We start from the raw sequence: 25,108 nt of genomic DNA, 5'->3' as shown, positions 1-25,108 counted from the left end.
AGTTTATCTGCTGGTTTTGCCTATTCGCGTAGTTTTGCCGCAGTTATAGCATAGTTAATCGCTAAACTTGCTTAAAAAAAGGATAAATCTTGTAACAGAAATTGATAGTACGAATATAGTGCGAGGAGTTTTTAGGACGAGGAGTTTTTAGGGCGAGGAAATTATACAGGCACTGCCGATTGCGCTAAAAAATTAGCTAACAGTTCGAGACCTTGCTCGGTAAGAATCGATTCGGGATGAAATTGAACCCCATACAGCGGTAAGTCTTGATGGCTCATGGCCATAATTTCTCGGCCGTGAATTGGATCATCAAACCAAGCATCGAGAACAAAACCTTCAGGCACAGCATCCACCAATAACGAGTGATAACGTGTGACGGTTAAGGGCTGATTTAATCCCTCAAATAACCGCTGGCCAGTATGCGCAATGGCGCTGACCTTGCCGTGCATTACCCGCGAGGCACGCACCACATTGGCACCAAAAACCTGCGCCATCGCCTGATGCCCTAAACACACACCTAGGATCGGCATGCGCGTGGCAAAATGTTTAATCGCCGCAAGGGAAATCCCCGCCTCATTGGGAGTGCAAGGGCCGGGCGAAATCACCAGATGAGTAGGCGCAAGCGCCTCGATTTCGGCGATGCTAATTTCGTCATTACGTTTAACCACTATCTCTTGCCCTAGCTGCTGAAAATACTGCACTAAGTTAAAGGTAAAAGAGTCGTAATTATCGATCATTAGCAACATACAAGATCCATTGGCCTAAATGGGTAAAGGTAACGCATATCCGACGGATGAATGCGGGCGCAAATGCTACCACACCTTATCCTCAAGGTTTAGCCAATTACGGCGATAAAATACAGCGACAAAAAAGCCAGTCATAGGACTGGCTTAGTTTTAAAACAACTTGGGCATTTCACCACAGCTCTTTAGCGGTCGTTATTTTACGACGGTTAAATGGCTGCGACGCTTAGGTGGTTCATCAGTCGGCTCAGGTGCTTTATCGTTTGTTTCAACAACCGATAAAGATGAATCGACTTCATCATCCACCAGGTAAGCATCTTCAATATCGAAGACAGTGCCAGCACCGTTTTCACGGGCATAAATAGCGACAATCGACGCCATTGGCAACATCACCTGCTGGGGAACACCACCGAAACGCGCATTGAACTCCACAAACTCATTGCTAATTTGCAAATTGCCCACTGCGCCAGCAGCGATATTCAACACTATCTGGCCATCCTTCACGTATTGCTGCGGTACTTGAGTGCCTTCAACAAAGGCATCCACCACAACGTGAGGAGTCAATTGGTTGTCCATCAACCAATCATAGTAAGCCCTTAGTAAATAAGGACGATTTGGAGTCAAAGGTTTCATTACATACCCATGCGCATTTCGCGTTCAGCTTCAGTTAGAGAAGCTTTAAACGATTCACGCTCAAAAATACGTGTCATGTACGCTTTGATATCTTTCGCTACACGGCTATCTAGCTCAATACCTAATACAGGTAAGCGCCATAACAATGGGCCAAGGTAGCAATCCGCTAGACCAAATTCTTCGCTCATGAAGTAAGGCACTTCACCGAAGATTGGCGCAATTGCAATCAGGCTTTCAGTCAACTCTTTACGAGCGGCTTCAACACGATCACCCTTACGGATACGGTCAACTAGCGAATACCAGTCTGTATCTATGCGGTGCATCATCAAACGGCTTTGGCCGCGAGACACTGGATAAACTGGCATCAAAGGCGGATGAGGAAAACGCTCATCCAAATATTCCATGATAATGCGTGATTCGTATAAAACGAGTTCACGGTCTACCAAAGTTGGCACTGAGTTATATGGATTTACTTCGAGCAAATCCTCAGGCATTTCGTTAGGGTCGACCTGTAAAACATCAACAGTAACCCCTTTCTCAGCTAACACGATACGTACTTGATGGCTATACAGATCATCAGCACCTGAAAACAGTGTCATGATAGAGCGTTTGTTGGCAGCAACAGCCATTGATACCCTCCAGAATCGAAATAAAACAAAAGTAAACGAGGGGCTAAGCCCCCCGTTTACACTATGCGGATATTACATTTTACCCGTTATTGGTGCCTAGTGTACATCTTTCCAATACTCTTTCTTCAAGAGGTAGGCCACAATAAAGAATATAAACAGGAATCCGAGTACCCACCAACCCATAGCTTGACGCTCTAGCTTAACAGGTTCAGCCGAATAGACTAAGAAACCCGTGATATCACGAATCGCTTGATCATATTCTTCCGCATTTAATTTACCGCCAGTCACCACAATAGTGCCATCTTCTTGTTTAACTGGTGTGCCTTGCAACTCTTCGAGTACATGTGGCATACCAACAGATGGGAACACTGTGTTATTCACACCAAATGGGCGACTAGGATCTTTATAGAAGCCTTTTAGATAGGAATAAACCCAATCTTCGCCACGAACGCGTGCAACTAATGTTAAATCAGGCGGTGTAGCACCAAACCATTTAGCAGCATCTTTATGCGGAATCGCGTTTTGCATAAGCTCACCAATTTTGGCATCGGTGAACATATACTTGTTACGCATGTCATCAATAGAGATACCGAGATCAGTAGCGACACGTTCATAACGCTGATACTGAGTGCTATGGCAACCAGAACAATAATGTTGGAACAGGTCCACACCACGCTCTAAAGAAGCTTTATCATGCAGGTCAACATTAGCGTCTTCTAAATGTATTTTATGCCCGCTTGCGGCCATAGCCAGCGTCGGCAACAAGGTGACTAATGCAATCAGTAATTTTTTCATTAGTGTGTCAACCTCGCTGGAACAGGTTTAGTTTTTTCATTCTTGCTGTATACCCACAGCGCCACAAAGAAACCAAAGTAAGTAAAAGTAAACACCTGTGCAACTATCGTCAGCGTCGGCGTAGCAGGAACTACACCTAAGTAACCTAACACTATGAAAGAAATTGCGAATTGAGCAATGTTCAACTTGTGCAGTGTGCTACGGTAGCGAACTGATTTAACTTTACAACGATCTAACCAAGGCAATACGAACAGTACAGCAATCGATAGCCCCATCATTATTACGCCTGCTAATTTATCAGGAATGGCACGTAAAATGGCGTAGAAAGGTGTGAAGTACCATACAGGTGCAATGTGTTCAGGTGTCTTCATCGGGTTAGCCGCTTCAAAGTTTGGCTTCTCAAGGAAGTAACCGCCGCCTTCAGGAATGAAGAACAACACATAACAAAACACAATCAGGAAGCCTGCAACGCCCATGATGTCTTTTACTGTGTAGTATGGGTGGAATGGAATACCATCAACTGGCCAGCCATTCTCGTCTTTGTTCTTCTTAATCTCGATACCGTCAGGGTTGTTTGAACCCACTTCGTGTAGCGCAATTAAGTGTAAGAACACGAGTACCACTAATACTAACGGCAGTGCGATCACGTGCAGTGCGAAGAATCGGTTCAATGTTGCACCAGAGATCACGTAATCGCCACGGATCCACAGGGTTAAATCGTCACCAATAACAGGAATAGCACCAAACAGAGAAATAATTACCTGCGCGCCCCAGTACGACATTTGTCCCCATGGCAGCAAGTAACCCATAAAGGCTTCAGCCATCAGCACGAGGAAAATCAGCATACCGAACAACCACAGTAGTTCTCTAGGCTTCTGATATGAACCGTAAATCAGACCACGGAACATATGCAGATAGATCACTACGAAGAACGCTGAAGCACCGGTAGAGTGCATATAACGCAGCAACCAACCGTATTCAACGTCACGCATTATGTACTCAACAGAAGCGAATGCGCCTTCTGCTGTTGGTACATAGTTCATCGTCAACCAGATACCCGTCAGTAATTGGTTAACCAATACCAACATCGCTAGCGAACCGAAAAAGTACCAAAAGTTAAAGTTAGTTGGCGTTGCATACTGACCCACGTGACGGTTATAAGTCGCCGTCATAGGGATACGCGCATCAATCCAATTAATTAAATTCTTAACCATTACGCCACTCCTTTATCTACACCGATAATCACGGTGCCATCATCAACGTATTGATGTGGAGGGATAACTAGGTTCAATGGAGCAGGTACGCCTTGGAAGACGCGGCCAGCCATATCGAACTTAGAGCCATGACATGGACAGAAGAAACCAGAAGTGACACCTTCAACTTGCTCACCAAATGAATCTGGTAAATAAGTAGGTGAACATCCGAGGTGGGTACAAATACCGACAGCAATAAAATACTCTGGCTTAATTGAGCGCAAAGGATTTGTTGCATATTCAGGCTGCTGCATTTCAGCAGAAGCAGGATCTCTTAACTTATCATCATGTGTTGGCAGTTCATTGATCACAGCATCTGTGCGACGGACAACCCATACAGGTTTTCCACGCCACTCAACACGGATCAGCTGACCTGGCTCTACTTTACTGATATTTACTTCGACCGGTGCACCTGCAGCTTTCGCTTTGGCACTCGGATTCCATGACTTGATGAAAGGAACCGCTACAGCGACGGCACCAGCACCACCTACTACGGCGGTTGCGGCTGTCAGGAATCTGCGACGTCCGGTATCGACTGGCGCATTGCTCATCCACTTATCTCCCAGAGGGTGTTGGAATTTTTATATTTCAAAGACTTTCGGCCCTTAGTCATCACTAGGGTCAAAAATCGAAGTTTGAAGCGGGGCTCATTATAGCTAAAAATTAGAAGCAGATCATAGTGAAAACACGCAAGTAAGTTAGGGAGATTGCGTGTTTTTTAAAAAAAGTCTAAAAAAGACCCAACTATTAACCCATTTTAATCCATTTGGATCATATTTTGAGCATCTTGTCTGTGACATCGGCATAAAGCATGCATCGCTAATATGAATACGACCGCCGTTTTCTTTACCTAAGTTAGCAATCATTAGATAAAAAAATAGGCCCTGGGTAACAGGGCCTATTAGATCAATACTTTTAACGTATTACTTCTTAGGTGCAGTGCTCTTCATATACTTGAAGAACTCGCTATCAGGCTCTAATACCATAATATCGGACTTGCCTGAGAAGCTGGCACGATAGGCTTCTAAGCTACGAACAAAGCCGAAGAACTCAGCATCTTTGCTGTAAGCATCAGAATATATCTTCGCAGCTAATGCATCACCTTCACCACGAATGGTTAAGGCTTTACGCTCAGCTTCAGCAATCTTCACTGTTACATTGGCATCAATCGTTGCACGAATGATTTCAGATTGCTCTTTACCTTGTGCTCTATGCTCTTTTGCCACAGCTTGACGCTCGGCACGCATACGTTGGTAAATACTGTTACTGACGTTAGCAGGTAAATTGATTTGCTTTACACGCACATCGACAACTTCAATACCTAAGTCTTTGGCGCTTTCTGAGGCGTTTTCTAACGCGTCATTTTGCAATTCATCACGCTTACCAGAGACAATCTCTCTGATAGTGCGACGACCAAACTCAGTACGTAAATCGTTGTTGATCTTACGTTGTAATAGCGATTCAGCATTCGACTTAATACCACCGTTTGTAGACAGGTAATATTTTTCGAAATCTGCAATACGCCACTTCACATAGGAATCGACCATAAGGTCTTTCTTCTCTGAAGTCACAAAACGATCAGCAGCACCATCGAGTGTTTGAATACGGGCATCGAGTAATTTTACTTTATCGATCACAGGCACTTTAATGTGCAGACCTGGACCGTAGACGCGGGTGACTCGATTACCGTCAACGTTGTCTTTTAAAATTTCCCCGAAACGCGCCACAATTGCGCGCTCGCCTTCATTCACCACCATTAAAGATGACAAACCAATACCTAAGAGTACGGCGATAAGAATAACGCTTAATCTACCCATGGATTACTCCCTCCCTTGGCGAGTACGATCATCGCGGGATGGACGTCCACTCAAAGGCTCATTCGCGCGAGTCGTTGATACAGATGAAGAATTGACATTTTGCTGTGGCTTAGCTTCCAGCTCAGTTGTCGCAGGCTTCTGCTGAATTAACTTATCTAGCGGTAGGTACATTAAGTTGCCGTTGTTCTTGGCATCAATCAGCACTTTATTCGTATCTGTCATCACTTGCTGCATTGTATCGAGATACAAACGCTTGCGAGTCACGTCAGGCGCGGCTTGGTACTCAGGTAATAACAGCTCAAAACGAGCCACTTTACCGCGAGCTTCTAAGACTTCACGCTCTTTATAAGCATTCGCTTGTTGTGCCATACGTTCAACTTCACCACGAGCTTTTGGTTCAATTTCACGGGCATAGGCTTCAGCTTCACGAATAAAACGTTGTTCATCTTCTTGGGCAGAAATCGCGTCATCGAAGGCGTCTTTCACTTCTTCAGGCGGACGCGCCGGTAAGAAGTTGACGTCAACAACAGCGAGACCCAATTTGTACGGTTCAAGAATGCGCTCTAACTCTTTCCACGTATCGCGACGAATAGCATCACGGCCGGTAGTCAGAATATCATCCATCTTATTATGTCCAATGACATAACGCAGTGCACTGTCAGTCGCTTCACGCAAACTGGCGTTCGCATCGACGGCACTAAATAGATATGAGTAAGCATCTAAAATACGATACTGAACATCAAGCTCAACTTTCACGACGTTTTCATCGGATGTCAGCATGCTACCAGACGCAGGAATAGAGCGAACCGATTGAATGTCGACGGGATAAATTTGGTCGATAAATGTGGCTTTCCAATGAAGTCCAGGGCCAATTTCGCCAGCGTGTTTACCAAATCGCAGTGCCACACCACGCTCAGCTTCTTTAATTGTATAAAAACCCGAAAGTCCCCAAACAACTACAGCAACAGCAAGAATGATGATTAGGCTAAACGAGCTAAAAGATTGGCCTGAGCCGTTTCCTTTGCCGCCAAAGCGCTTTGAAAGATTACGAAAAACCTCGTCAAGGTCCGGTGGTCCTTTGTCGTTACCACCTTTATTTCCCCAAGGATCATTACCCTTGTTACCGGGCTCGTTCCAAGCCATTTAGCACTCCATAAGTGGATGAAATAAATTAGATTATTAACAAACAGCCTCATCTATCGAATCTTCGTAGATGAAGGTTTCTAACTCACCCTGACTCTGTTTAGCTAATCGGCGCCAATCGGCGTCCGATAAACGAACAGACAAAATACAGTTCCCCAGATCGTCGTACTCTTTCTGCTGTATCGCATCCAGTCGATAAAACTGGCCAAGATAATGTCCAGCAGTTGCCGGAATTCTAAGTGTTAGCTCTTTAATCACCTCACCAATTAGCTCAGTGATGGCTTTCAACAGCAAATCAAATCCCAAACGCTTCTGTGCCGAAACCCAAACTCGAACGGGTTTGCCTATGTCGTTATATTCAATTCTTGGAGTTACATCCTCGAGTAAATCGATTTTGTTACACACCACGAGTTGCATGACTTCATCGGCTTCGATGTCTTTCAGTACAGATTGAACCTGATCAAAGTTATCCGCCATGTTTTCATCTGCACAATCAACGATATGCAGTAGTAACTCAGCTTGCCTTGTCTCTTGTAAGGTTGCCTTAAATGCAGCAACGAGATCATGGGGCAAATGACGAATAAACCCTACAGTATCAGCTAATATCACGGCACCATCGGGTAAATCTAACTTTCTTAGCGTGGGATCGAGTGTGGCAAACAACTGATCTGCAGCATAAACATCGGATGATGTTAGGGCATTAAACAGCGTTGATTTACCCGCGTTTGTGTAGCCGACTAATGACACTGTCGACAAATCACTGCGCTTACGTGCACGTCGACTCTGTTCACGTTGTTTATCAACTCGCTCTAAGCGCTTGTTGATATTTTTAATCCGTCCTCTGAGCAAACGTCTATCGGTTTCGAGCTGGGTTTCCCCTGGACCACGTAAACCAATACCTCCCTTTTGCCTTTCAAGATGCGTCCAGCCACGGATCAGGCGAGTCGACATATGGCGCAATTGCGCTAGCTCCACCTGTAACTTACCTTCGTGAGTACGCGCTCTTTGGGCAAAAATATCGAGAATAAGTGTCGTACGATCGAGTACTCGACAATGACACACTTGCTCAAGATTACGCTCTTGGGCTGGACTCAATGCATGATTAAAAATCACCACATTGGCTTCGGTCGCCGCCACTAATGCGGCTAACTCTTCAGCTTTACCAGAACCCACAAAAAATTTGCGATCCGGCGAACGTCGACTTCCAGTAATCACCCCGACTGATCGGGCTCCAGCTGATTCCACTAATAGCTGCAGCTCGACTAAATCTTCTCGGCGTTCCTCATCGGAAAAGTCGATATGGACAAGAACCGCAGTTTCTCCCGCCTCATAACGATCAAACAAGAAGTAAACTCCTTAGATATAGCTTATTCGCCACTAGGCGTATCATCTTGAGCACCATATCCGCCTTGGGCATTTTGGTGACCAGTGACGTTGAATGGGCGTGCTGGCACGACAGTAGAAATAGCGTGTTTATAAACCATTTGGCTCACTGTGTTTTTCAACAGAATGACAAATTGATCAAACGACTCTACCTGTCCTTGGAGTTTAATGCCGTTCACCAAGTAAATTGATACAGGAACGCGCTCGCGACGCAATGCGTTCAAAAATGGGTCTTGTAAAGATTGCCCCTTAGCCATTTTATTATTTCCTTTTTAATTTATATAAAATAAATCGATATCAGTGATAGTTTTTTGTTTAGTTTTAGTATTATACAGCAAGGGCTAATAAGCTAGCGGCATTGACGCATAAGTGTAACTAAATTCCCCTCAGCACCACTTTCGAGCCAATTCAACTCTGGCCAACTGCGCAACCATGTTAATTGACGCTTAGCCAATTGCCTAGTAGCAGCAACCGCTTTTTCGACCATAGTATCATAGTCAAACTCACCATCGAGATATTGCCAGCACTGTCGATAACCCACACAACGCATTGAAGGCAAGTCTAAATGCAGGTCTCCACGGGCTTTCAGCTCTGTGACTTCCTCAAGAAAGCCCTGCTTGAGCATAATCGCAAAACGTTGCGCAATTAAGTCATGTAACACTTTGCGCTCACGCGGTGCAATAGCAAACTGCACTACGTCGTAGGGCAAGGGAGCAGACTTGGTCTGAGTCAGCTCAGTCATACTCTTGCCGCTTATTCTATAGACTTCCAGCGCTCTTGAAAGTCTTTGTGGATCATTAGGATGAATTCTTTCTGCCGACACGGGATCTATCTCCCTTAATTGGTCATGCAGTGCTTCCCATCCCTTTTCATCCGCCTCAGCTTGGATTTCGGCTCTAATGGCCTCGTCCGCACTCGGCAAAGGTGACAAACCTTCGAGTAACGCTTTGAAATACATCATGGTTCCGCCAACTAATACTGGCGTTTTGCCCATACTGATAATCTGTTCTATCTCGGTTATCGCATCGGCTCTAAAGTCGGCTGCCGAATAACTTTCACTAGGATCGCGAATGTCGATCAATCGATGTGGCCCACGGGCCAGTTCGTCGGCGGAAGGCTTGGCACTGCCAATGTCCATACCGCGATAAATTAATGCTGAATCGACCGAAATGATTTCACAGTTATGCTTTTCGGCCAATTCTAATGCTAAAGCAGTTTTGCCTGAGGCCGTTGGCCCCATCAAAAATATCACTTTAGGCTGTAATTCTTTATTCACTTGCTTGCTCTTCTAGCCACGATTGCCAAGGTAATAATATTGCTTTGTTGGCAATAAGCTGTCTTTTCTCTTCAGCTAACTGCGAAAATGCTGCCCAGATTTCTGGTGCCGAAACGAATCCCGTTAAACTGTGTTTTGCCAACCAAAATGCCAGTGCGCTTGGCGCAGGTGTTTCAAAACGCAGCGATTGTAACCACTCAGGGATCACTTTTGCTAACTGGCTCTCTCTGATATATGGGGGCACTTTTTTAATAATCAACTGCTGGTAACGAATTGTTAGTTCTAAACCTAATTGGCGGATCAGCGTGTCATGTTCATCGAGCACAGCCTGCCAATCTGCATCGGCCGCGACAGACACTGGCATCAGTAGAGGCTGCCCAATTAATCCGGTCGCTAGCTTAGCTTCAATCTCTTGGCAACGCGTCGCCAATGCTACTGATTTTATTGGCAATAGACTGAGTTTATCCGCCGTCGCCATTACCCAATATTGGCTATCTAAAATCGCAGGCATAGGCAGAGATGGCTGATAATCTTGATCTTTTACACTGTAAGCAGGTGTTTGCAGTAAAGCACCATAACTTGCAATTGCCGCTTTTGACGGTAATTCAGTACGTTGCCGAGATTCACCAGCAGAATAACTGCCGCGACTATTGTCCCTTGGCGTGGCCATGCTGCCAAAGGCATTCGTTTGAGTGCCAAAACTGGTGCCTTCTCGTCCTGCGCCGGCAGATTTTACTTGAACGGCAGAGGCAACTAACGGTTGAGCAGACTCAAGTGTATCAGCTGGCACATTAACTTGAGCTGAATCAGCACCAAGCACAAAAGGGGCTGAGATTTCAGTGGCGCTTGTCGGGGCATCCACAAACACATCTTCAACTTCATCCAAAGAGCTTGAGTGAACGAAGTTGAGTTCCCCTGCTTCTTCCAGCGCCGATTGCAATGCTTGCAGAATATAATCATGCACATAGCGACTCTGATGGAATCGCACCTCATGCTTAGCAGGATGCACATTAACATCCACTTGATGGGGATCGATATCCAACATCAACACATAGCCGGGTTGCTCCAGTTCCGCTTTTTGGGCAAAAGCTTGGCGCACCGCGTGATTGACTAAGCGGTCACGGATAAGGCGTCCGTTGACATAAAAGTAATGGGTATCGCTGATAACAGGCGACCAAGGTGACTGTAAATAGCCACTGAGGCGCAAATCATCGTGTTGACATTCAATCTTAAGCGCTTGCTCAGCAAATGGGCGACCACACACTTGCGTCAAACGTTGTAAATACTGGGCTTCATTCATGGCAGGACGATAATTGCGTACCGTCTTACCGTTATGGGTCAGCGTAAAATGGATATCACCGCGCACTAATGCAATGCGCTTTAACCATTCATCGATATGGGTAAATTCGGTTTTATCGCTCTTTAAAAAGCGTCTGCGAGCTGGCGTATTGAAGAATAAATCCACCACTTCAATCGTAGAACCAACAGGATGCGCGGCGGGCATGACTTTAACCGCCATGTCGGCACCTTCTGCATAGGCTTGCCATGCTTCGGTTTGCTCAGCAGTGCGCGAGGTTAAGGTTAAGCGTGAGACTGAGCTGATACTGGCTAGCGCTTCACCGCGAAAACCAAAACTGAGGATCGCTTCGAGATCGTCTAAGGTGTGTAACTTTGAGGTCGCATGGCGCGATAAGGCGAGCGCGAGTTCATCTTTGGGTATACCAGATCCGTTATCGCGAATTTTAATCAACTTGCTGCCGCCTTTGTCGATTTCAATATCGACTCGGCTCGCTCCTGCGTCGAGACTATTCTCGACCAATTCTTTGACTACGGAAGCGGGTCTCTCAACCACTTCCCCCGCCGCAATTTGGTTGGCTAATTGCGGTGGCAGGATCTGAATGCCCATCATGCTTTCCTATTTAACTCTGGGGTATGACTAACGTTTGCCCTAACTGCACCACATCGGACTTCATCCCATTCGCTTGTTTGATGCTAGACATAGGCACACGGTAACGCTGCGCGATGGCCGATAAAGACTCGCCACGACTGACTTTATGTTTGACGTTCGATGCCGTTGAACTTCCCACATAAGCGGTTGGCGTTCTCTCTTTAGTCGATTTAGCACTGCTAGAGCTTGCGCCGCCTCGCTGGGCAAGCAAGGTATCCGCCGGCGGATTATTGTGATAGTAACGACTCACACCCTTGTAGATAGCATTAGCGATGTTTTCTTGATGGCGGCTACTCGACAGCAAACGCTCTTCTTTCGGATTCGAAATAAAGCCCGTTTCCACCAAGATAGAAGGAATATCCGGTGATTTCAGCACAGCTAAACTCGCCGACTCGGGGCGACTCTTGTGTAAATCAGTCACGCCGCCTAAATCCTTAAGAATATCGCCAGCGACTGAATGACCAATGGCCATCGAACTGTTCATCGACATATCCAGCAGCGTCATAGCTAAATACTGTTCATTATCCGTGTTTTGGATAATCTCACCCGCGCCGCCAAGTAACTCAGAATGCTTTTCTTTTTGCTCTAACCAACGGCCAATTTCACTGTTAGCCCGACGCATGGATAATACCCACACAGAGGCGCCGCGAGGATTCGGGGAAGTAAAAGCATCGGCATGGATAGAAATCAGTAGATCGGCCTTACTGTTGCGGGCCAACTCAGAGCGCTTATTCAAATTCACAAAATAATCGCCGGTGCGGATCATCACAGCGCGCATGCCAGGCGTGTCATTGATTTTACTCGAAACACGTCTGGCGATTTCTAGGGCAACCTTTTTTTCGTAAACGCCAGAAGGGCCAATGGAGCCGGGGTCGTCACCGCCATGACCCGCATCGATAGCAATCACGATATCGCGGGATGATTGCGCCGCTTGGGTAACGGTTTTAACGGGTGTGGATGAGACGACTGCGGTGGCGGTTGTTAAGGTTTTATCTTCTAAATCAACCACGAGACGATTGCCATAGGGCGCGGTCACAGGTAACGAGAACAAGCTTGCATTCAGAGGCTTCACCAAATCGATCACTAAGCGTAAATCACCCTTAGTCGGCGACTTACTGACTCGCACGCCCTTGACTAACTTACTGTTGTTTTCAAGATTTTTAAGCGCAACTTTAGTGGCGGACTTTTTTAAATCCACCACTAAGCGATTAGGGCCATCTAAAGAGAAATAGGTGTAATCAGGCGCTTCACTTAAGTCAAACACGATTCGAGTCGACTCAGGCGCAGCCCAAATGCGTACGCTTTCTAACTGATTAGCCGCATAGGCCGCCACAGATAAAAAAGAAAATAAAGAAAGAATAATAATTTGAAAATAAGGGTTATTTTTTATCATTTTAGTTTTTATTTTATCGCTTTTAATAACTTTTCACCTGGCTCTGACAAGGCCTCTATGCGTATTTCACGCCCACTATTTTGATAACTTAAATGCATATGGACATCGGCATCGGGCAATAAACCCTCTCCCTTATCTGGCCATTCAACAATGCACAGACTCTTATCCGTGAAGTAATCACGAATACCCATAAACTCGAGTTCTTCTGGATCGTTTAAACGATACAAATCAAAATGATAAACTTCGACACCCTCTAGCTCATATGGTTCAACTAAAGTGTAAGTCGGGCTTTTAACTGCCCCTTTATGGCCCAAACCTTGAATTAAGCCGCGACTCAGCGTCGTTTTACCGGCGCCTAAATCACCCGTAAGATACAGAGTCAAAGGCGCTTGGACATGGCGGGCTAATTTTTGCCCAACCGCAATAGTGTCGTCTTCGTTGTCTAAGAAAAAAGTTAACTCTGTCATATCCGCTTATATCACTGCTGTTATTAATGGAGAAGCGACTCAACCCTAAAAAGGCACAGAGCACAGAACAAAGTCCAGCTCCGCTTGAGTCTCACATACCGCCTAGAGTAAATCACTATTCACTAATTGGCGAATAAAAGGCATTAAATCGCTCGCTAACATGCCACGCTCTCCCTGTATTGCCGCAAGATCGGCAGCGCAACCATGTACAACAACACCCAGCACAGTCGCCTGCATGTTATCCATTCCCTGAGCCATGAGCGCGCCTATAATACCAGATAACACATCGCCACACCCACCACTGGCAAGCCCAGGATTACCGACAGGTGCAACAACCATTTGTTTGCCATCAAAAATGACCGTTCCCGCGCCTTTTAGCAACACAACACCGCCGTACTTTTGCTGTATCGCCCGTACAGCCGCAAACCTATCCTGCTCAATTTCTGCCACAGAGCAGCCGAGTAAACGCGCAGCCTCACCCGGATGCGGTGTTAGCACCCAATTGGTTTGCCACCGCGGTTCATTGCTCAATAGATTTAAGGCATCGGCATCCAAAACACAGGGTTTATCGCTTAAGCCCACGGCTTTAAACAAGTTATAGCCCCAGTCATGCTTACCTAAACCAGGACCAAGTACGATAACCTGCGCCCAACCAAGGCGCAGATACACTTCCATATCGACTAAGTCACAACCCCAGAACATCAATTCCGGACGAGAGACATTCACCGTCAATTGATGATCAGGTCGACTGATCACTGTGACTAATCCTGCACCGGCACGCAAACATGCCTCACTTGCCAGTCGCACGGCGCCAGCCATGCCCATATCACCGCCGATAACAGTGACCTTACCCGACTGGCCTTTATGGCTATCGCGCGCTCTGGCGGCAAAGTAATCTTTAAGCGTCTCTCTTCCTACTCTTTGTGCACTCGCTTCAGCGAAGAAAGGCGTTAATCCTAAAGCGGCAAATTCAAGTTCGCCGCTGTAATGCCGCGCCTTACCCGTTAACAAACCTTGCTTCCAGCCACCAAAACACAAGGTGACATCCGCCATCACAGCAACACCCGCCACAGCGCCGGTATCGGCAATCACTCCAGACGGTAAATCAAGGCTCAATACCCAAGCTGCATTGTCATTGATGGCACGAATATACTCAGCCATATCATCGCGCACCGCATCTCGCACACCTGTGCCGAGTAAACCATCGACGATGATTTTGGCCGCAAGAATGGGCGCAACGGCTTTCGGCAGTAACTCTCCGCCGTCTTTAAGATAATGGGCCAATGCTTGCTGACACTCAGGCGTGCCTGCCGCTGACGTCATCATCACTGAAACGGCCATACCACTGGCACGGGCTAAACGGGCGCACACTAAGGCATCGGCACCATTGTTACCGCTGCCAGCGAGGATAAATACAGAAGAGGCATTGAGGTTATGTTTTGTTAAACATTCAAAAGCCGCCGCGCCAGCACGCTCGACCAATTCATAGAGGCTAGAGGCTCCCTGCGACACAGCACTCAGTTCAGCTTGCCGAACTTGTGCTTGGGTAAATAAGGCCTTGGGAAATTGCGATAGATCTTGTGCCATGAAGGATCTCCTTAGATGCCAACGACTTCATTCCACAATGAGTTACCTCACCATAGGAGTCTTGGCAGCATTGAGCAAGGCCGATAAAAAAATCAGCCAATAGATCAAGAAAGTAGCAAGAATCGGATCGGGAAATTATGACGTAAATCAGTTCAGGCGCAGATACTCGCCCAAATGGAGCAAAGTAGCGCAAAAGTCGTCAATAAATAGATGACACAAAGACAAAAGCCAGCACTAGGCTGGCGTTGGGAATGGAGAAGCGATGACGGTTTAGATATCGTCCATCCGAATCGTGCTGTGGACCAAACGTTGTTGCTGAGTTTTTTCTACTCGGATCAAGTTGGCTAGTGCATTACGCGCATCTTCGGCAGTGGTTGAGTTAACCGTTTTTTCTAACAAACCAATCAGACGATTTTCTAAGTCTAAGTGCAAGTTGAGCACATCGTCTTCATTCATGTTCGCGGGCAACATAGTATCTTGGCAACGCTTGGTAAAGTCTTCAAAGGTGAAGTCTTTGTACCAAGTATCGAGAATACGATGTGGCGCTTCTTCTATATAATCGCGCAGTTTCTCCGCCATGGTTTTTTGATGTGACTCAAAATAATCCAGCATCATTTTCACACGTGCCGAGTCAGCTTGATTATTGAGTCGGCCATAGAGTTGCGCCATATCTAAGCGGCAATTTGCCACATACTCAAGTAGATCACGTAATTGTTGAATACGCATATAATGCACTCCACTGTCAGGCCAACTACTTGGCGCTATTAATTTTGTCTAGCTTCATTATGTGAGTAAAAGCGTTACGAATATTTGAACAAGGTCATAATTTAACTTTCGCGAAGCTATCTAATTTAGGAAAACTTGAAGAAACACGCTACAGATCACGCATCTAAATCCTATCACACTGTTTTGTATAAGAGAGAAAAGCCAAAAGAGATCTCAAAATACTTAGTCTAAAAGGTTGGAGTAAGTCTTTGGTTGTGCATGATGAATCAAAGATAGAGGGTTTGAAGTGGATAGTAGTTAATCAAGAAAGGAATAGATGAGCTAATTGAGGGAATGACGTGAAAAAGTCGCTGTTGAGAGTTTAACGGAATTACAGCGAAATGATTTTATCGGAAGTGGTCGAGAAATAATCTATGCCTTAGTTCACGGCTTAAGCATTGTAAGTGATAGCAATATGAGCAACACGATTGAAATGATGCTTGATAAGGTAGTTTGGGGGGATTTATCGAAATTGGAGCGACATGATTTTGATCAAGAGCGGTTCGAACCGATGACCTATACCTTGACTAATTTAACAATCACAAAGGTATCGCCATATCAAAAATCACAACTGAGCTAATGTCAATTGAGTAATATGATAGTGGAATATTTAGGAAATTGGAGCGACATATCGGGTTCGAACCGATGACCTATACCTTGGCAAGGTATCGCTCTACCAACTGAGCTAATGTCGCATAATCTGTATTAATGATTTGGCAAATCACTAAATTTTAATTTGGAGCGACATATCGGGTTCGAACCGATGACCTATACCTTGGCAAGGTATCGCTCTACCAACTGAGCTAATGTCGCATAATCTGTATTAATGATTTGGCAAATCACTAAGTTTTAATTTGGAGCGACATATCGGGTTCGAACCGATGACCTATACCTTGGCAAGGTATCGCTCTACCAACTGAGCTAATGTCGCATAATCTGTATTAATGATTTGGCAAATCACTAAATTTTAATTTGGAGCGACATATCGGGTTCGAACCGATGACCTATACCTTGGCAAGGTATCGCTCTACCAACTGAGCTAATGTCGCCTTTTGTATCGCTGCTACATTTGCCTTCAACATTGACAAAGGTATCGCCTATCAACCTTTACCAACTGAGCTAATGTCGCCTTTTGTATCGCTGCTACATTTGCCTTCAAAATTAACAAAGGTATCGTCTATCAACCTTTATCAACTGAGCTAATGTCGCATTCAATCTAAATGACCGTACATCTCTGTTCGCATCAAAAAGTTGAGGCCGCATTATATGAAAAATTCATGCGGCTGCAACCCCTTCTTGCATATTTATCTACTGATCGGTCAAATTTTAAATACTTTGCTACGATAATACTGCAATTCAGCGATCGACTCTTGGATATCCTGCAGTGCTTGGTGAGTATTTTGCTTCTTAAAGCCCGCCATAGTTTCTGGGCTCCAACGCTTCACTAGCTCTTTAATCGTACTGACATCCACATTGCGGTAGTGGAAATAATCTTCCAGCTCGCGCATATAACGATTTAAGAAGCGTCTATCTTGGCCAATACTGTTACCACACATTGGAGAAGCGCCCTTAGGAACATACTGTTCTAAGAAGGCAATCGTCTTAGCCACGGCTTGCGCTTCGGTTTCTTGGCTAGCACGAACGCGGTCAATCAACCCTGACTCACCATGGTGCTTTTGATTCCAATCATCCATAGCGGCCAGCACGTCATCCGATTGATGAATCGCGATAACCGGACCTTGACCGATAATATTGAGTTCTTGATCTGTCACTAAAGTGGCAATTTCAATGATCCTGTCGACGTCGGGCTCTAACCCTGTCATTTCCAAATCGATCCAAATGAGATTATTTACATCTGCCGTCATAAATCAGCCTTATCATGTCAGTTAGCCTAAATTCAGGCTTTTTTATTCAAGAGCGTGTATCATACTGCTTTTTTCCGACACAAAAAATCACCTAATTGACGAAGACGAATCAGTGAGTAAAAAGAAACCCCTAAGCCAAGGTCAATTACGCCGTATGCGTGCTAATCACGAGAAGCGACTCAATCGTGACAGTGGCGAAAAAAATACGCCAGAATTACAGGATAGTTCACTGGGGCAAGAACAGCCCGGTACTGTGATTTCTCGTTTTGGCCAACATGCCGACATAGAAACCGAAAGCGGCCAAGTTGTGCGCTGTAATATTCGCCGTGCCGTCACCAGTTTAGTCACTGGCGATAAAGTGATCGTACGCTTAGCCATTGAGAGCCAAGCCAATAGCGGCATAGCGGGTATTGTTGAAGCCGTTCATCCACGTCGCTCATCACTCACACGCCCAGATTTATACGATGGCGTGAAAATTATCGCCTCGAATATCGACCAAATTTTAATTGTGTCCTCGGTATTACCCAGCTTTACCACCCAGATCATCGACCGTTATTTAGTGGCCGCCGAAGATACTGATATTCCGCCTATCATCATTTTGAATAAAATTGACTTGCTCAATCCCGATGAAGCGCAGGCAATCGATGAAGCGCTGCAGCGCTATAAAGATATTGGCTATCCAGTTTATAAAGTCAGCAGCAAGTTAGGTGATGGTATCGATACCATCAAAGACATACTCAAAGATAAAGTCAGCGTATTTGCCGGCCAATCTGGTGTGGGTAAGTCATCGATCATCAATGCCCTATTACCCGATGCCGAACTAGTGATTGGTGATGTTTCCGATAACTCAGGTTTAGGTCAGCACACCACCACCACAGCCAAACTGTTGCACTTACCTAGTGGCGGCGATTTAATCGACTCCCCAGGCGTGCGCGAATTCGCCCTATGGCATCTTCCTGCACAACGTGTGGGCTGGTGTTTTATCGAGTTTCGCGAGTATCTTGGCGCGTGTAAGTTCCGCGATTGTAAACACGGTGACGATCCCGGCTGTGCACTGCAAGAAGCCCTGAGCCAAGGTAAGATCAGCGCAGATCGTTTTAATAATTACCATAAAATTATCGCCAGCTTAGATGAACAACGTCATGCCCGCCATTTCCGTGCGGCCACTGACGAATAGCGACTTATTGATAAATAACAACAGTCTCAGCAAAGATTGAGCAGTAAGAAAAGGAATTAAAATTGGATAAAGTCAAAATTGCGCTGCAGTACATGCTGCCGAAACACTTATTATCTCGTTTAGTGGGTAAACTCGCCGCCGCCGAAGCGGGCGCGTTAACCACGGCCGCTATCAAGTGGTTTATTAAACAATATAAAATTGATATGAGCGAAGCGGCGCAGAGTGAGCCTGAAGCCTATAAAAGCTTTAATGCCTTTTTTACCCGCGCCCTTAAACCCGGTATTCGTCCGTTAGATATGGACGCCGATATCATGGTGCATCCCGTCGATGGCGCCGTAAGCCAATTAGGCCCGATTAAAAACGGCCGCATCTTCCAAGCTAAGGGTCACCACTATTCATCCTTAACCCTGCTTGGCGATCAAGCTGAAGATGCTAAACGCTTCGAAGGCGGTGATTTTGCGACTATCTATCTGGCGCCTAAAGACTATCACCGTATCCACATGCCGATTAAAGGCACGTTATCAAAAATGACTTACGTACCTGGCGAACTGTTTTCGGTTAATCCGTTAACGGCCAAAAACGTACCCGGTCTCTTTGCCCGCAACGAACGTGTGGTGGCGATTTTCGAAACCGAATTAGGTCCATTGGCCATGGTATTGGTTGGCGCAACGATTGTTGCCAGTATCGAAACCGTCTGGGCAGGCACAGTCACGCCGCCGACAGGTAAGCAAGTCTTCACTTGGGAATATCCAACCCAAGGTCCAGATGCCATTACCTTAGACAAAGGTGAGGAAATGGGTCGCTTCAAGTTAGGCAGTACTGTAGTGATGTTGTTTGCTAAAGATGCTATCGCGACCTTTGCTGAAGGTGTCGAAGCCGAAGCTGTTACGCGTATGGGACAAGCCTTCGCTAACCTGAAAGATGTTAAGCAAGCGGATTAACCCTTCTTGAGTTCTGCTAAACCTTCGGGATTAATTGAATTACATTTGGCTGTGCTGCTATTTGGCGGCACGGCTTTGTTTTCTAAATTAATCCCACTCAGTGCCCTCGACATCACCTTCCTACGCTGTATCGTCGCAGCCACTGTGTTAGGTTTGCTGGTCAAACTCAGCCGTAAACGGCTAACGCTGGCCAGCAAACAAGATTATCTGGTCGCCATCGGGCTTGGGGTTATCGTAAGCCTGCATTGGGTCACGTATTTTGCCGCCATGCAACTCTCGTCGGTTGCCATTGGCATGATCGCATTTTTCACCTATCCGGTGATGACAGTGATTGCCGAGCCGTTGCTGACAGGCTGTAAAATAAAATTACTCGATATGATCAGCGGTGTGTTAGTGCTGATAGGGGTGATATTACTCATCCCTGAGGCCAATTTAGGTAACGACACTACGCTGGGCATTGCCATCGGCATAGTGTCCGCCATCTTGTTCACCGCCCGCAACTTATTGCACAAACGCTACTTTTCCCAGTACAGCGGCCCACATGCCATGTTCTACCAAACCTTGGTCGCCGTCGTGTTCCTAATGCCGTGGCACCAAACGGAACTGAACAGCATCTCACTCGAAGTATGGGGGTTAATTATTTTACTCGGCGTTGCCTTTACCGCCGCGCCCCATGCGCTATTCACTTCCGCACTGAGGCAACTCAGCGCCAAAACGGTTGGGCTAGTCTCTTGCTTACAGCCCTTCTATGGCGCCATGTTAGCGCTGATTATTTTGGGTGAAGAGCTCAATCTCAATACCGTAATCGGCGGCACTATCATAGTCGCGACCGCCATCTTCGAAACCCATCAATCGCACCAGTCACAGCGGCGAAAAAAGAACGCCTGAAACATACCAATCTCAACGCAATTTGGCTAATATGGAGCGTCTTTCGCCCCTAATTGTCTTTAGCCCATATGCCACGTATTTTATTGTTCGTTATTGCTTTTTTCTCATTTTCCGTCTTAGCCAATTCGCCTTTGCAGTTGGACAAACGTCTTGGCATAAATAAGCAAGATCAGCAACAAAATCTCAGCATTGATGAACAAATTAACGACCTAAAAATTAACATAGAGAAGCTCGCCGCCAGTGCGACCAGTTTCCAACAGGCGCAAATCGATTTTGAACAACACAAGAAGCGCACCAACCAAGCGCTGAAAGAAGCCTATAAACCTCTCTCTCTGGAAAAAGGCACAGACCTCAGCCAGCAAGCTTCGATGGCCTATATTCGTTTGTCTGAGCTTAAAGAAAGCGAATCTACCCTTGGCCGACAAGTAAACGATTTATTGCAGCGCCACAACGACTTACCCACAGTGATCGCCAGCGCGAGGCAGAGTGTCGCCCAAAACAAAAAGGCTGAACTCGCCCCACTTGATACCCCAACGGGTGAGTTACAACAAACTCAACGACTCTTCTTTGAACAAAGCCTTGCGACCAATGAGGCTGAACTCGCCAGCAGCCAAAAACGCATTGAACTGACGCAATTACAATTACAGCTAGTACGGCAACAACTGGTGCAGCAAGAAGCTTTGATTGAAACCATCAATAAGGCGATCAATAAACAACGTCAGCAACAAACCGATGCCACTTTAGCCAAAAACTTAGTCAACACGGGCAAAGTCGTCGATCCTATTACCCGCAACATTGCCGACACTAACCAGATTTATGGCCAAAAACTGCAAACCTTAACCTTGCAGATCAACAATGTGGTCGAGCAACAAGAGCAATCGGAAACCCAATATCAATCCCAAGCCAAACAGTTGGCGAACATCCAAGAACAGATCACTTGGGTCAAAATGAACTCCGCCTTTGGTGAGCGCTTTTTGCAAATGTTGCAATCGCTACCTAAGCCGCCGAATCACGAAAAACTACAAACCCTGATCGCCGATGCGCGCTTAGACAGATACCATTTAGAGCAGCAACAAGCCCTTAATGATCAAGAGTTAGAACAGCCCGGCTTATACAATGAGCAGCAGATTAAGCTACTGCACTCCCAACAAAGTTTGATCTCGCAGCTGATGCAAAGCTATGACCAGTACTTGAGTGAATTAGGTAAGTTGAAGGTCAACTATCAACAACTGAGTCAGCAGCACCTCACCCTCAAAAACACCCTTAACGAGCATTTGTTCTGGGTGCCTAATGCTGCCAGTATCAGTAAGTTATGGCTGACCGACCTTGAGCGCAGCGCGGTTTGGCTAGTGCAGCAAGCGCAGTGGGATGAACTGGGTAAAGCGTGGGAAGAGCAAAACGATTATTGGTCTTGGTGGATCATATTGCTGGTACTGTGTTTAGTCGTACAGGACTTAATCACGCCTAAATTCAATCGCTTGCTTAATCATTACACCACTTATGTGGGCAATGTGACCCAAGATAAATTTATTTATACCCTCAAGGCGCTCGCCTGCAGTGTCAGTTATGCCTTAATAAAACCTTTCCCTGTGATCATGGCGGGATTGATTTTTTATCAATCCGATCGCAACTTTGTGCAAGCAGTGGGCATGGGCATACTGGCGATTGGTTTAGTCTACCTCTTATATCGCTTCATCTTTATTCTGACGCTCGACAAAGGCGTACTCGTGGGCCATTTTAAACGCCCTTCAAAACTCATCCAAGCGGGACAATCAAGGCTCAGACACTTTGTGCTGGTCGCCAGTCCATTATTGGGCTTGATGGGCTTTACCGAAGTGCTCGACACCTCACTGGTGCGCAACAGCATAGGCCGTGGTGCCTTTATTGTTTTCTGTATCGTTTTATTCTTGTTATACAAAGACATCTTAATTCTTAGCCGTAAAAACTCGGATGCTAAGAAAGACGGTAAAAACAAAAAACTCATTCAGAAAATCCTCTGGACCTTGCTGATTTCTGTACCTTTGTTGAGTGCCGGATTAGCCTTTAGGGGTTACTACTTCACCGCTTTCCAAATGCTGTTACAACTGCAATTGTCGATCGTACTTGGTCTGGGTTTCTTGCTGTTATACCAACTGATCAAACGCTGGATGTTAATTGAACGCCGGCGTATCGCCTTCGACCGCGCTAAGGCAAAACGTGCCGAACGCTTGGCCCAACGGGAAAAAGGTGAAACCCATCATCTCTCCGCCGATGGACTCGATACCTACGAAGAACCCGTGGTCGATCTGGAAACCATTTCGAGCCAATCCCTCGGCCTAGTGCGTTCGCTGTTGTTATTGGCCTTCTTAGTCAGCTTGATTGGTCTGTGGACTCAAACCCATACGGCGCTGTTTTCCTTCCTCGATGGCATCACGCTGTGGACGACCAATACCAGCGTCAATGGCCTAGAACAACAGTTGCCCATTACCATGAAGTCCTTGATGTTTGGCCTGATAGTGGTCGGTTTCTCGCTGATGATTGCCACTAATCTCCCCGGCTTACTTGAGTTGATGATCCTACAAAGACTCGATCTCTCCCCCGGTACAGGGTTTGCGATCACAACCGTCAGTCGTTATCTAGTGGTTTTCCTCGGACTATTAATCGGCTTCTCTAATCTCGGGATGGAATGGTCTAAGTTGCAATGGCTGATTGCCGCACTGTCGCTCGGTTTAGGTTTTGGTTTACAAGAAATTTTTGCCAACTTTATTTCGGGTCTGATCATTTTGTTTGAAAAGCCAGTACGGATTGGCGACACAGTGACGATTCGCGATTTAACGGGGACTGTCAGTAAAATTCAAATTCGGGCGACAACGATTATCGATTGGGATAGAAAGGAAATTATCATCCCGAACAAGGCCTTTATCACAGAGCAGTTGATCAACTGGTCTTTGTCAGATCCTATTACGCGGGTCATTGTTTATGTGTCGGTGGCGCGGGATTCTGATCCCGCCAAAGTCGAAGCGACGTTGTACCAAGCGGTGCAAGAATGTGAAGATGCACTCGCCAGCCCAGAACCTGAAGTCTGGTTTGCCGGCTTTGGTAAACATACCCAAGATTATGAAGTGCGCGCCTATGCAAAAGATATGTCGGCACGTTGGCCACTGCGCCATGATTTACATAAACGAGTGACTAAAAAACTCAAAGAAAACAATCTCGAACTCGCCTATCCGCAGATGGAAATCCATATTAAGAATGGTCAAAGTCGAGAGCAACAAGGCATTATTAGAAGCTAATAGGATCGCAGAACATGCTTATTTTTGCTCACCGCGGCGCCAGCGGTTATCAGGCCGAGAATACCTTAGCTGCCATGGCTAAGGCGTTAGAATTAGGGGCTCAGGCCGTCGAGCTCGATGTGCATAATGTCGAAGGTGAGTTAGTCGTGTTTCATGACCGAAGGCTTGATAATAAAAGCTCGGGCTCTGGCGTGATCCATTTAGTAAGTAAGGATTATCTGGCAAGCATCAATGTGAAAGGTGAATCCATTCCGACGCTATGGCAGGTACTTGAGCTGATTGCGGGGCGCTGCATAGTCAATATTGAATTAAAAGGCATTAATACCGTCACGCCGTTAATCGACTTATACCCAAAGGCTATGAGTCAGCTTGGGTTTACCCAGGAGCAGTTACTGATCTCTTCTTTTAATCACCCGTATCTGCATGAACTTAAACAGGCGTTGCCAGATGCTTTAGTCGCGCCGTTGCTTGCCAGTATTCCACTCGAAGGGGCTGGCGTGGTAAGCGACCTTAATGCCTATTCATTGCATTTGGATGTGAGTTTTATCAGCCAAGCACTAGTAGATGACGCCCATAACCGAGGTGCCAAGGTTTATGTTTATACTGTCGACCATTGCGATGATATTCATGCACTTAAGCAAATAGGCGTCGATGGCGTGTTTAGCAATTATCCCGACCGCGCCATGCAAGCCTTAACTCAAATGACAACGGCCGATTACTCTGGTTACTTCGAATAACGACAAGCTTGATATTGATATTAGACTTGGTTATTTCGCTGAGCCCAATAGCCGATAAAAATGAACACGGCCACTATCAGTAAAAACATCCAATGGGATGGCATAGCCACTATATGCCTTGCCACCCAAGGCGTGGCTTTCACGATCAATAGGCCATAGCCAAAGGCATTCACAATAATAAAAACAAATGTTCGCAGCACAAAAGAATGCCCCAACAAATGACGCCTTAAGATACGATTTACATCCGCTGAAAAAACCAAAATAAGACACACCACCATAGCGGTAGCAATATCAAAAGCCCAAGGGCGAAGCATGTTACCCAACTGGGCAATAAGGGCGACTAACTGATCCATAATGACTCAACCTAAAAAGATGCTGTGCAATCCATCTGAGTGG

At 46.0% G+C, this 25,108-nt stretch carries 23 protein-coding genes and 4 tRNA genes; 5 read left to right on the top strand and 22 right to left on the bottom strand.

The window, feature by feature from the left end; translation table 11 throughout:
• Positions 1 to 161: 161 nt before the first annotated feature.
• The 21 genes from FW758_RS03055 to orn all read right to left on the bottom strand — a co-directional run bounded on the left by FW758_RS03055 (position 162) and on the right by orn (position 17,697).
• Entirely contained in the window at positions 162 to 746 is a 585-nt protein-coding gene (locus FW758_RS03055; RefSeq protein WP_446444592.1) for an anthranilate synthase component II, read from the bottom strand.
• A 192-nt stretch (positions 747 to 938) separates the two neighbouring features.
• On the bottom strand, positions 939 to 1,376 hold the full coding sequence (locus FW758_RS03050; protein WP_006080066.1) for a ClpXP protease specificity-enhancing factor: 438 nt from the start codon (positions 1,374 to 1,376) through the stop codon (positions 939 to 941).
• Positions 1,376 to 2,005, bottom strand: coding sequence for a stringent starvation protein SspA (gene sspA / locus FW758_RS03045; RefSeq protein ID WP_006080065.1), 630 nt, complete (start codon positions 2,003 to 2,005; stop codon positions 1,376 to 1,378). The genes FW758_RS03050 and sspA overlap by 1 nt, the downstream gene beginning before the upstream one ends.
• Positions 2,006 to 2,101: 96 nt before the next feature.
• Positions 2,102 to 2,800 carry a cytochrome c1 gene (locus tag FW758_RS03040; protein ID WP_446444591.1) on the bottom strand — a complete coding sequence of 233 codons (699 nt, stop codon included), beginning with the start codon at positions 2,798 to 2,800 and terminating at the stop codon, positions 2,102 to 2,104.
• Positions 2,800 to 4,014, bottom strand: a complete 1,215-nt coding sequence (locus FW758_RS03035) for a cytochrome b (protein WP_006080061.1) — start codon at positions 4,012 to 4,014, stop codon at positions 2,800 to 2,802. The genes FW758_RS03040 and FW758_RS03035 overlap by 1 nt, the downstream gene beginning before the upstream one ends.
• A complete protein-coding gene (petA, locus tag FW758_RS03030; RefSeq protein ID WP_106651681.1) occupies positions 4,014 to 4,604 on the bottom strand; it encodes a ubiquinol-cytochrome c reductase iron-sulfur subunit in 591 nt (196 codons plus the stop codon). Before petA ends, FW758_RS03035 begins: the two co-directional genes overlap by 1 nt.
• Before the next feature lie 372 nt (positions 4,605 to 4,976).
• Positions 4,977 to 5,870: a protease modulator HflC gene (hflC, locus tag FW758_RS03025; protein ID WP_006080058.1), complete on the bottom strand. Its 894-nt coding sequence runs from the start codon at positions 5,868 to 5,870 to the stop codon at positions 4,977 to 4,979.
• A 3-nt stretch (positions 5,871 to 5,873) separates the two neighbouring features.
• Complete coding sequence (gene hflK / locus FW758_RS03020) at positions 5,874 to 7,013, bottom strand: FtsH protease activity modulator HflK (RefSeq protein ID WP_006080057.1); 1,140 nt, start codon at positions 7,011 to 7,013, stop codon at positions 5,874 to 5,876.
• A gap of 36 nt (positions 7,014 to 7,049) precedes the next feature.
• Entirely contained in the window at positions 7,050 to 8,357 is a 1,308-nt protein-coding gene (gene hflX / locus FW758_RS03015; RefSeq protein WP_006080055.1) for a ribosome rescue GTPase HflX, read from the bottom strand.
• Positions 8,358 to 8,380: 23 nt separating this feature from the next.
• Positions 8,381 to 8,653 (bottom strand): RNA chaperone Hfq, encoded by a 273-nt coding sequence (hfq, locus tag FW758_RS03010; protein WP_006080054.1) that lies wholly within the window; start codon positions 8,651 to 8,653, stop codon positions 8,381 to 8,383.
• 92 nt (positions 8,654 to 8,745) lie between these two features.
• Complete coding sequence (gene miaA / locus FW758_RS03005) at positions 8,746 to 9,672, bottom strand: tRNA (adenosine(37)-N6)-dimethylallyltransferase MiaA (RefSeq protein WP_012090254.1); 927 nt, start codon at positions 9,670 to 9,672, stop codon at positions 8,746 to 8,748.
• Entirely contained in the window at positions 9,665 to 11,578 is a 1,914-nt protein-coding gene (mutL, locus tag FW758_RS03000; RefSeq protein WP_446444599.1) for a DNA mismatch repair endonuclease MutL, read from the bottom strand. Before mutL ends, miaA begins: the two co-directional genes overlap by 8 nt.
• Positions 11,579 to 11,591: 13 nt before the next feature.
• Positions 11,592 to 13,013, bottom strand: a complete 1,422-nt coding sequence (locus FW758_RS02995) for an N-acetylmuramoyl-L-alanine amidase (protein WP_446444590.1) — start codon at positions 13,011 to 13,013, stop codon at positions 11,592 to 11,594.
• A gap of 8 nt (positions 13,014 to 13,021) precedes the next feature.
• Entirely contained in the window at positions 13,022 to 13,480 is a 459-nt protein-coding gene (gene tsaE, locus FW758_RS02990; protein WP_006084210.1) for a tRNA (adenosine(37)-N6)-threonylcarbamoyltransferase complex ATPase subunit type 1 TsaE, read from the bottom strand.
• 102 nt (positions 13,481 to 13,582) lie between these two features.
• Positions 13,583 to 15,067 carry an NAD(P)H-hydrate dehydratase gene (locus FW758_RS02985; protein ID WP_446444589.1) on the bottom strand — a complete coding sequence of 495 codons (1,485 nt, stop codon included), beginning with the start codon at positions 15,065 to 15,067 and terminating at the stop codon, positions 13,583 to 13,585.
• A 270-nt stretch (positions 15,068 to 15,337) separates the two neighbouring features.
• Positions 15,338 to 15,793, bottom strand: coding sequence for a hypothetical protein (locus tag FW758_RS02980; protein WP_006080046.1), 456 nt, complete (start codon positions 15,791 to 15,793; stop codon positions 15,338 to 15,340).
• Between the two features lie 658 nt (positions 15,794 to 16,451).
• Positions 16,452 to 16,527, bottom strand: a tRNA-Gly gene (locus FW758_RS02975).
• 42 nt (positions 16,528 to 16,569) lie between these two features.
• A tRNA-Gly gene (locus FW758_RS02970) sits at positions 16,570 to 16,645 on the bottom strand.
• Positions 16,646 to 16,687: 42 nt separating this feature from the next.
• Positions 16,688 to 16,763: transfer RNA gene (locus tag FW758_RS02965), tRNA-Gly, on the bottom strand.
• Positions 16,764 to 16,805: 42 nt separating this feature from the next.
• Positions 16,806 to 16,881: transfer RNA gene (locus FW758_RS02960), tRNA-Gly, on the bottom strand.
• Between the two features lie 270 nt (positions 16,882 to 17,151).
• Complete coding sequence (gene orn, locus FW758_RS02955) at positions 17,152 to 17,697, bottom strand: oligoribonuclease (RefSeq protein ID WP_006080044.1); 546 nt, start codon at positions 17,695 to 17,697, stop codon at positions 17,152 to 17,154.
• A 112-nt stretch (positions 17,698 to 17,809) separates the two neighbouring features.
• Here orn and rsgA point away from each other — a divergent pair, with 112 nt between their 5' ends.
• From rsgA to FW758_RS02930, 5 genes are all read left to right on the top strand, one after another.
• Positions 17,810 to 18,874 carry a small ribosomal subunit biogenesis GTPase RsgA gene (rsgA, locus tag FW758_RS02950; RefSeq protein ID WP_259585424.1) on the top strand — a complete coding sequence of 355 codons (1,065 nt, stop codon included), beginning with the start codon at positions 17,810 to 17,812 and terminating at the stop codon, positions 18,872 to 18,874.
• Between the two features lie 62 nt (positions 18,875 to 18,936).
• Entirely contained in the window at positions 18,937 to 19,815 is an 879-nt protein-coding gene (gene asd, locus FW758_RS02945; RefSeq protein WP_006080041.1) for an archaetidylserine decarboxylase, read from the top strand.
• 6 nt (positions 19,816 to 19,821) lie between these two features.
• On the top strand, positions 19,822 to 20,703 hold the full coding sequence (locus FW758_RS02940; protein ID WP_446444588.1) for a DMT family transporter: 882 nt from the start codon (positions 19,822 to 19,824) through the stop codon (positions 20,701 to 20,703).
• 68 nt (positions 20,704 to 20,771) lie between these two features.
• Positions 20,772 to 23,975 carry a mechanosensitive ion channel domain-containing protein gene (locus FW758_RS02935; RefSeq protein ID WP_446444587.1) on the top strand — a complete coding sequence of 1,068 codons (3,204 nt, stop codon included), beginning with the start codon at positions 20,772 to 20,774 and terminating at the stop codon, positions 23,973 to 23,975.
• Positions 23,976 to 23,989: 14 nt separating this feature from the next.
• Positions 23,990 to 24,712, top strand: coding sequence for a glycerophosphodiester phosphodiesterase (locus FW758_RS02930; RefSeq protein ID WP_446444586.1), 723 nt, complete (start codon positions 23,990 to 23,992; stop codon positions 24,710 to 24,712).
• Between the two features lie 20 nt (positions 24,713 to 24,732).
• Here the strand turns inward: FW758_RS02930 and FW758_RS02925 are convergent, their stop codons facing one another.
• Positions 24,733 to 25,065, bottom strand: a complete 333-nt coding sequence (locus FW758_RS02925) for a DUF3392 domain-containing protein (protein ID WP_446444585.1) — start codon at positions 25,063 to 25,065, stop codon at positions 24,733 to 24,735.
• Positions 25,066 to 25,108: the final 43 nt, after the last annotated feature.

This window comes from Shewanella sp. 1180_01, from assembly GCF_052850535.1.
This window is presented reverse-complemented; position numbering and strand designations above follow the sequence as displayed.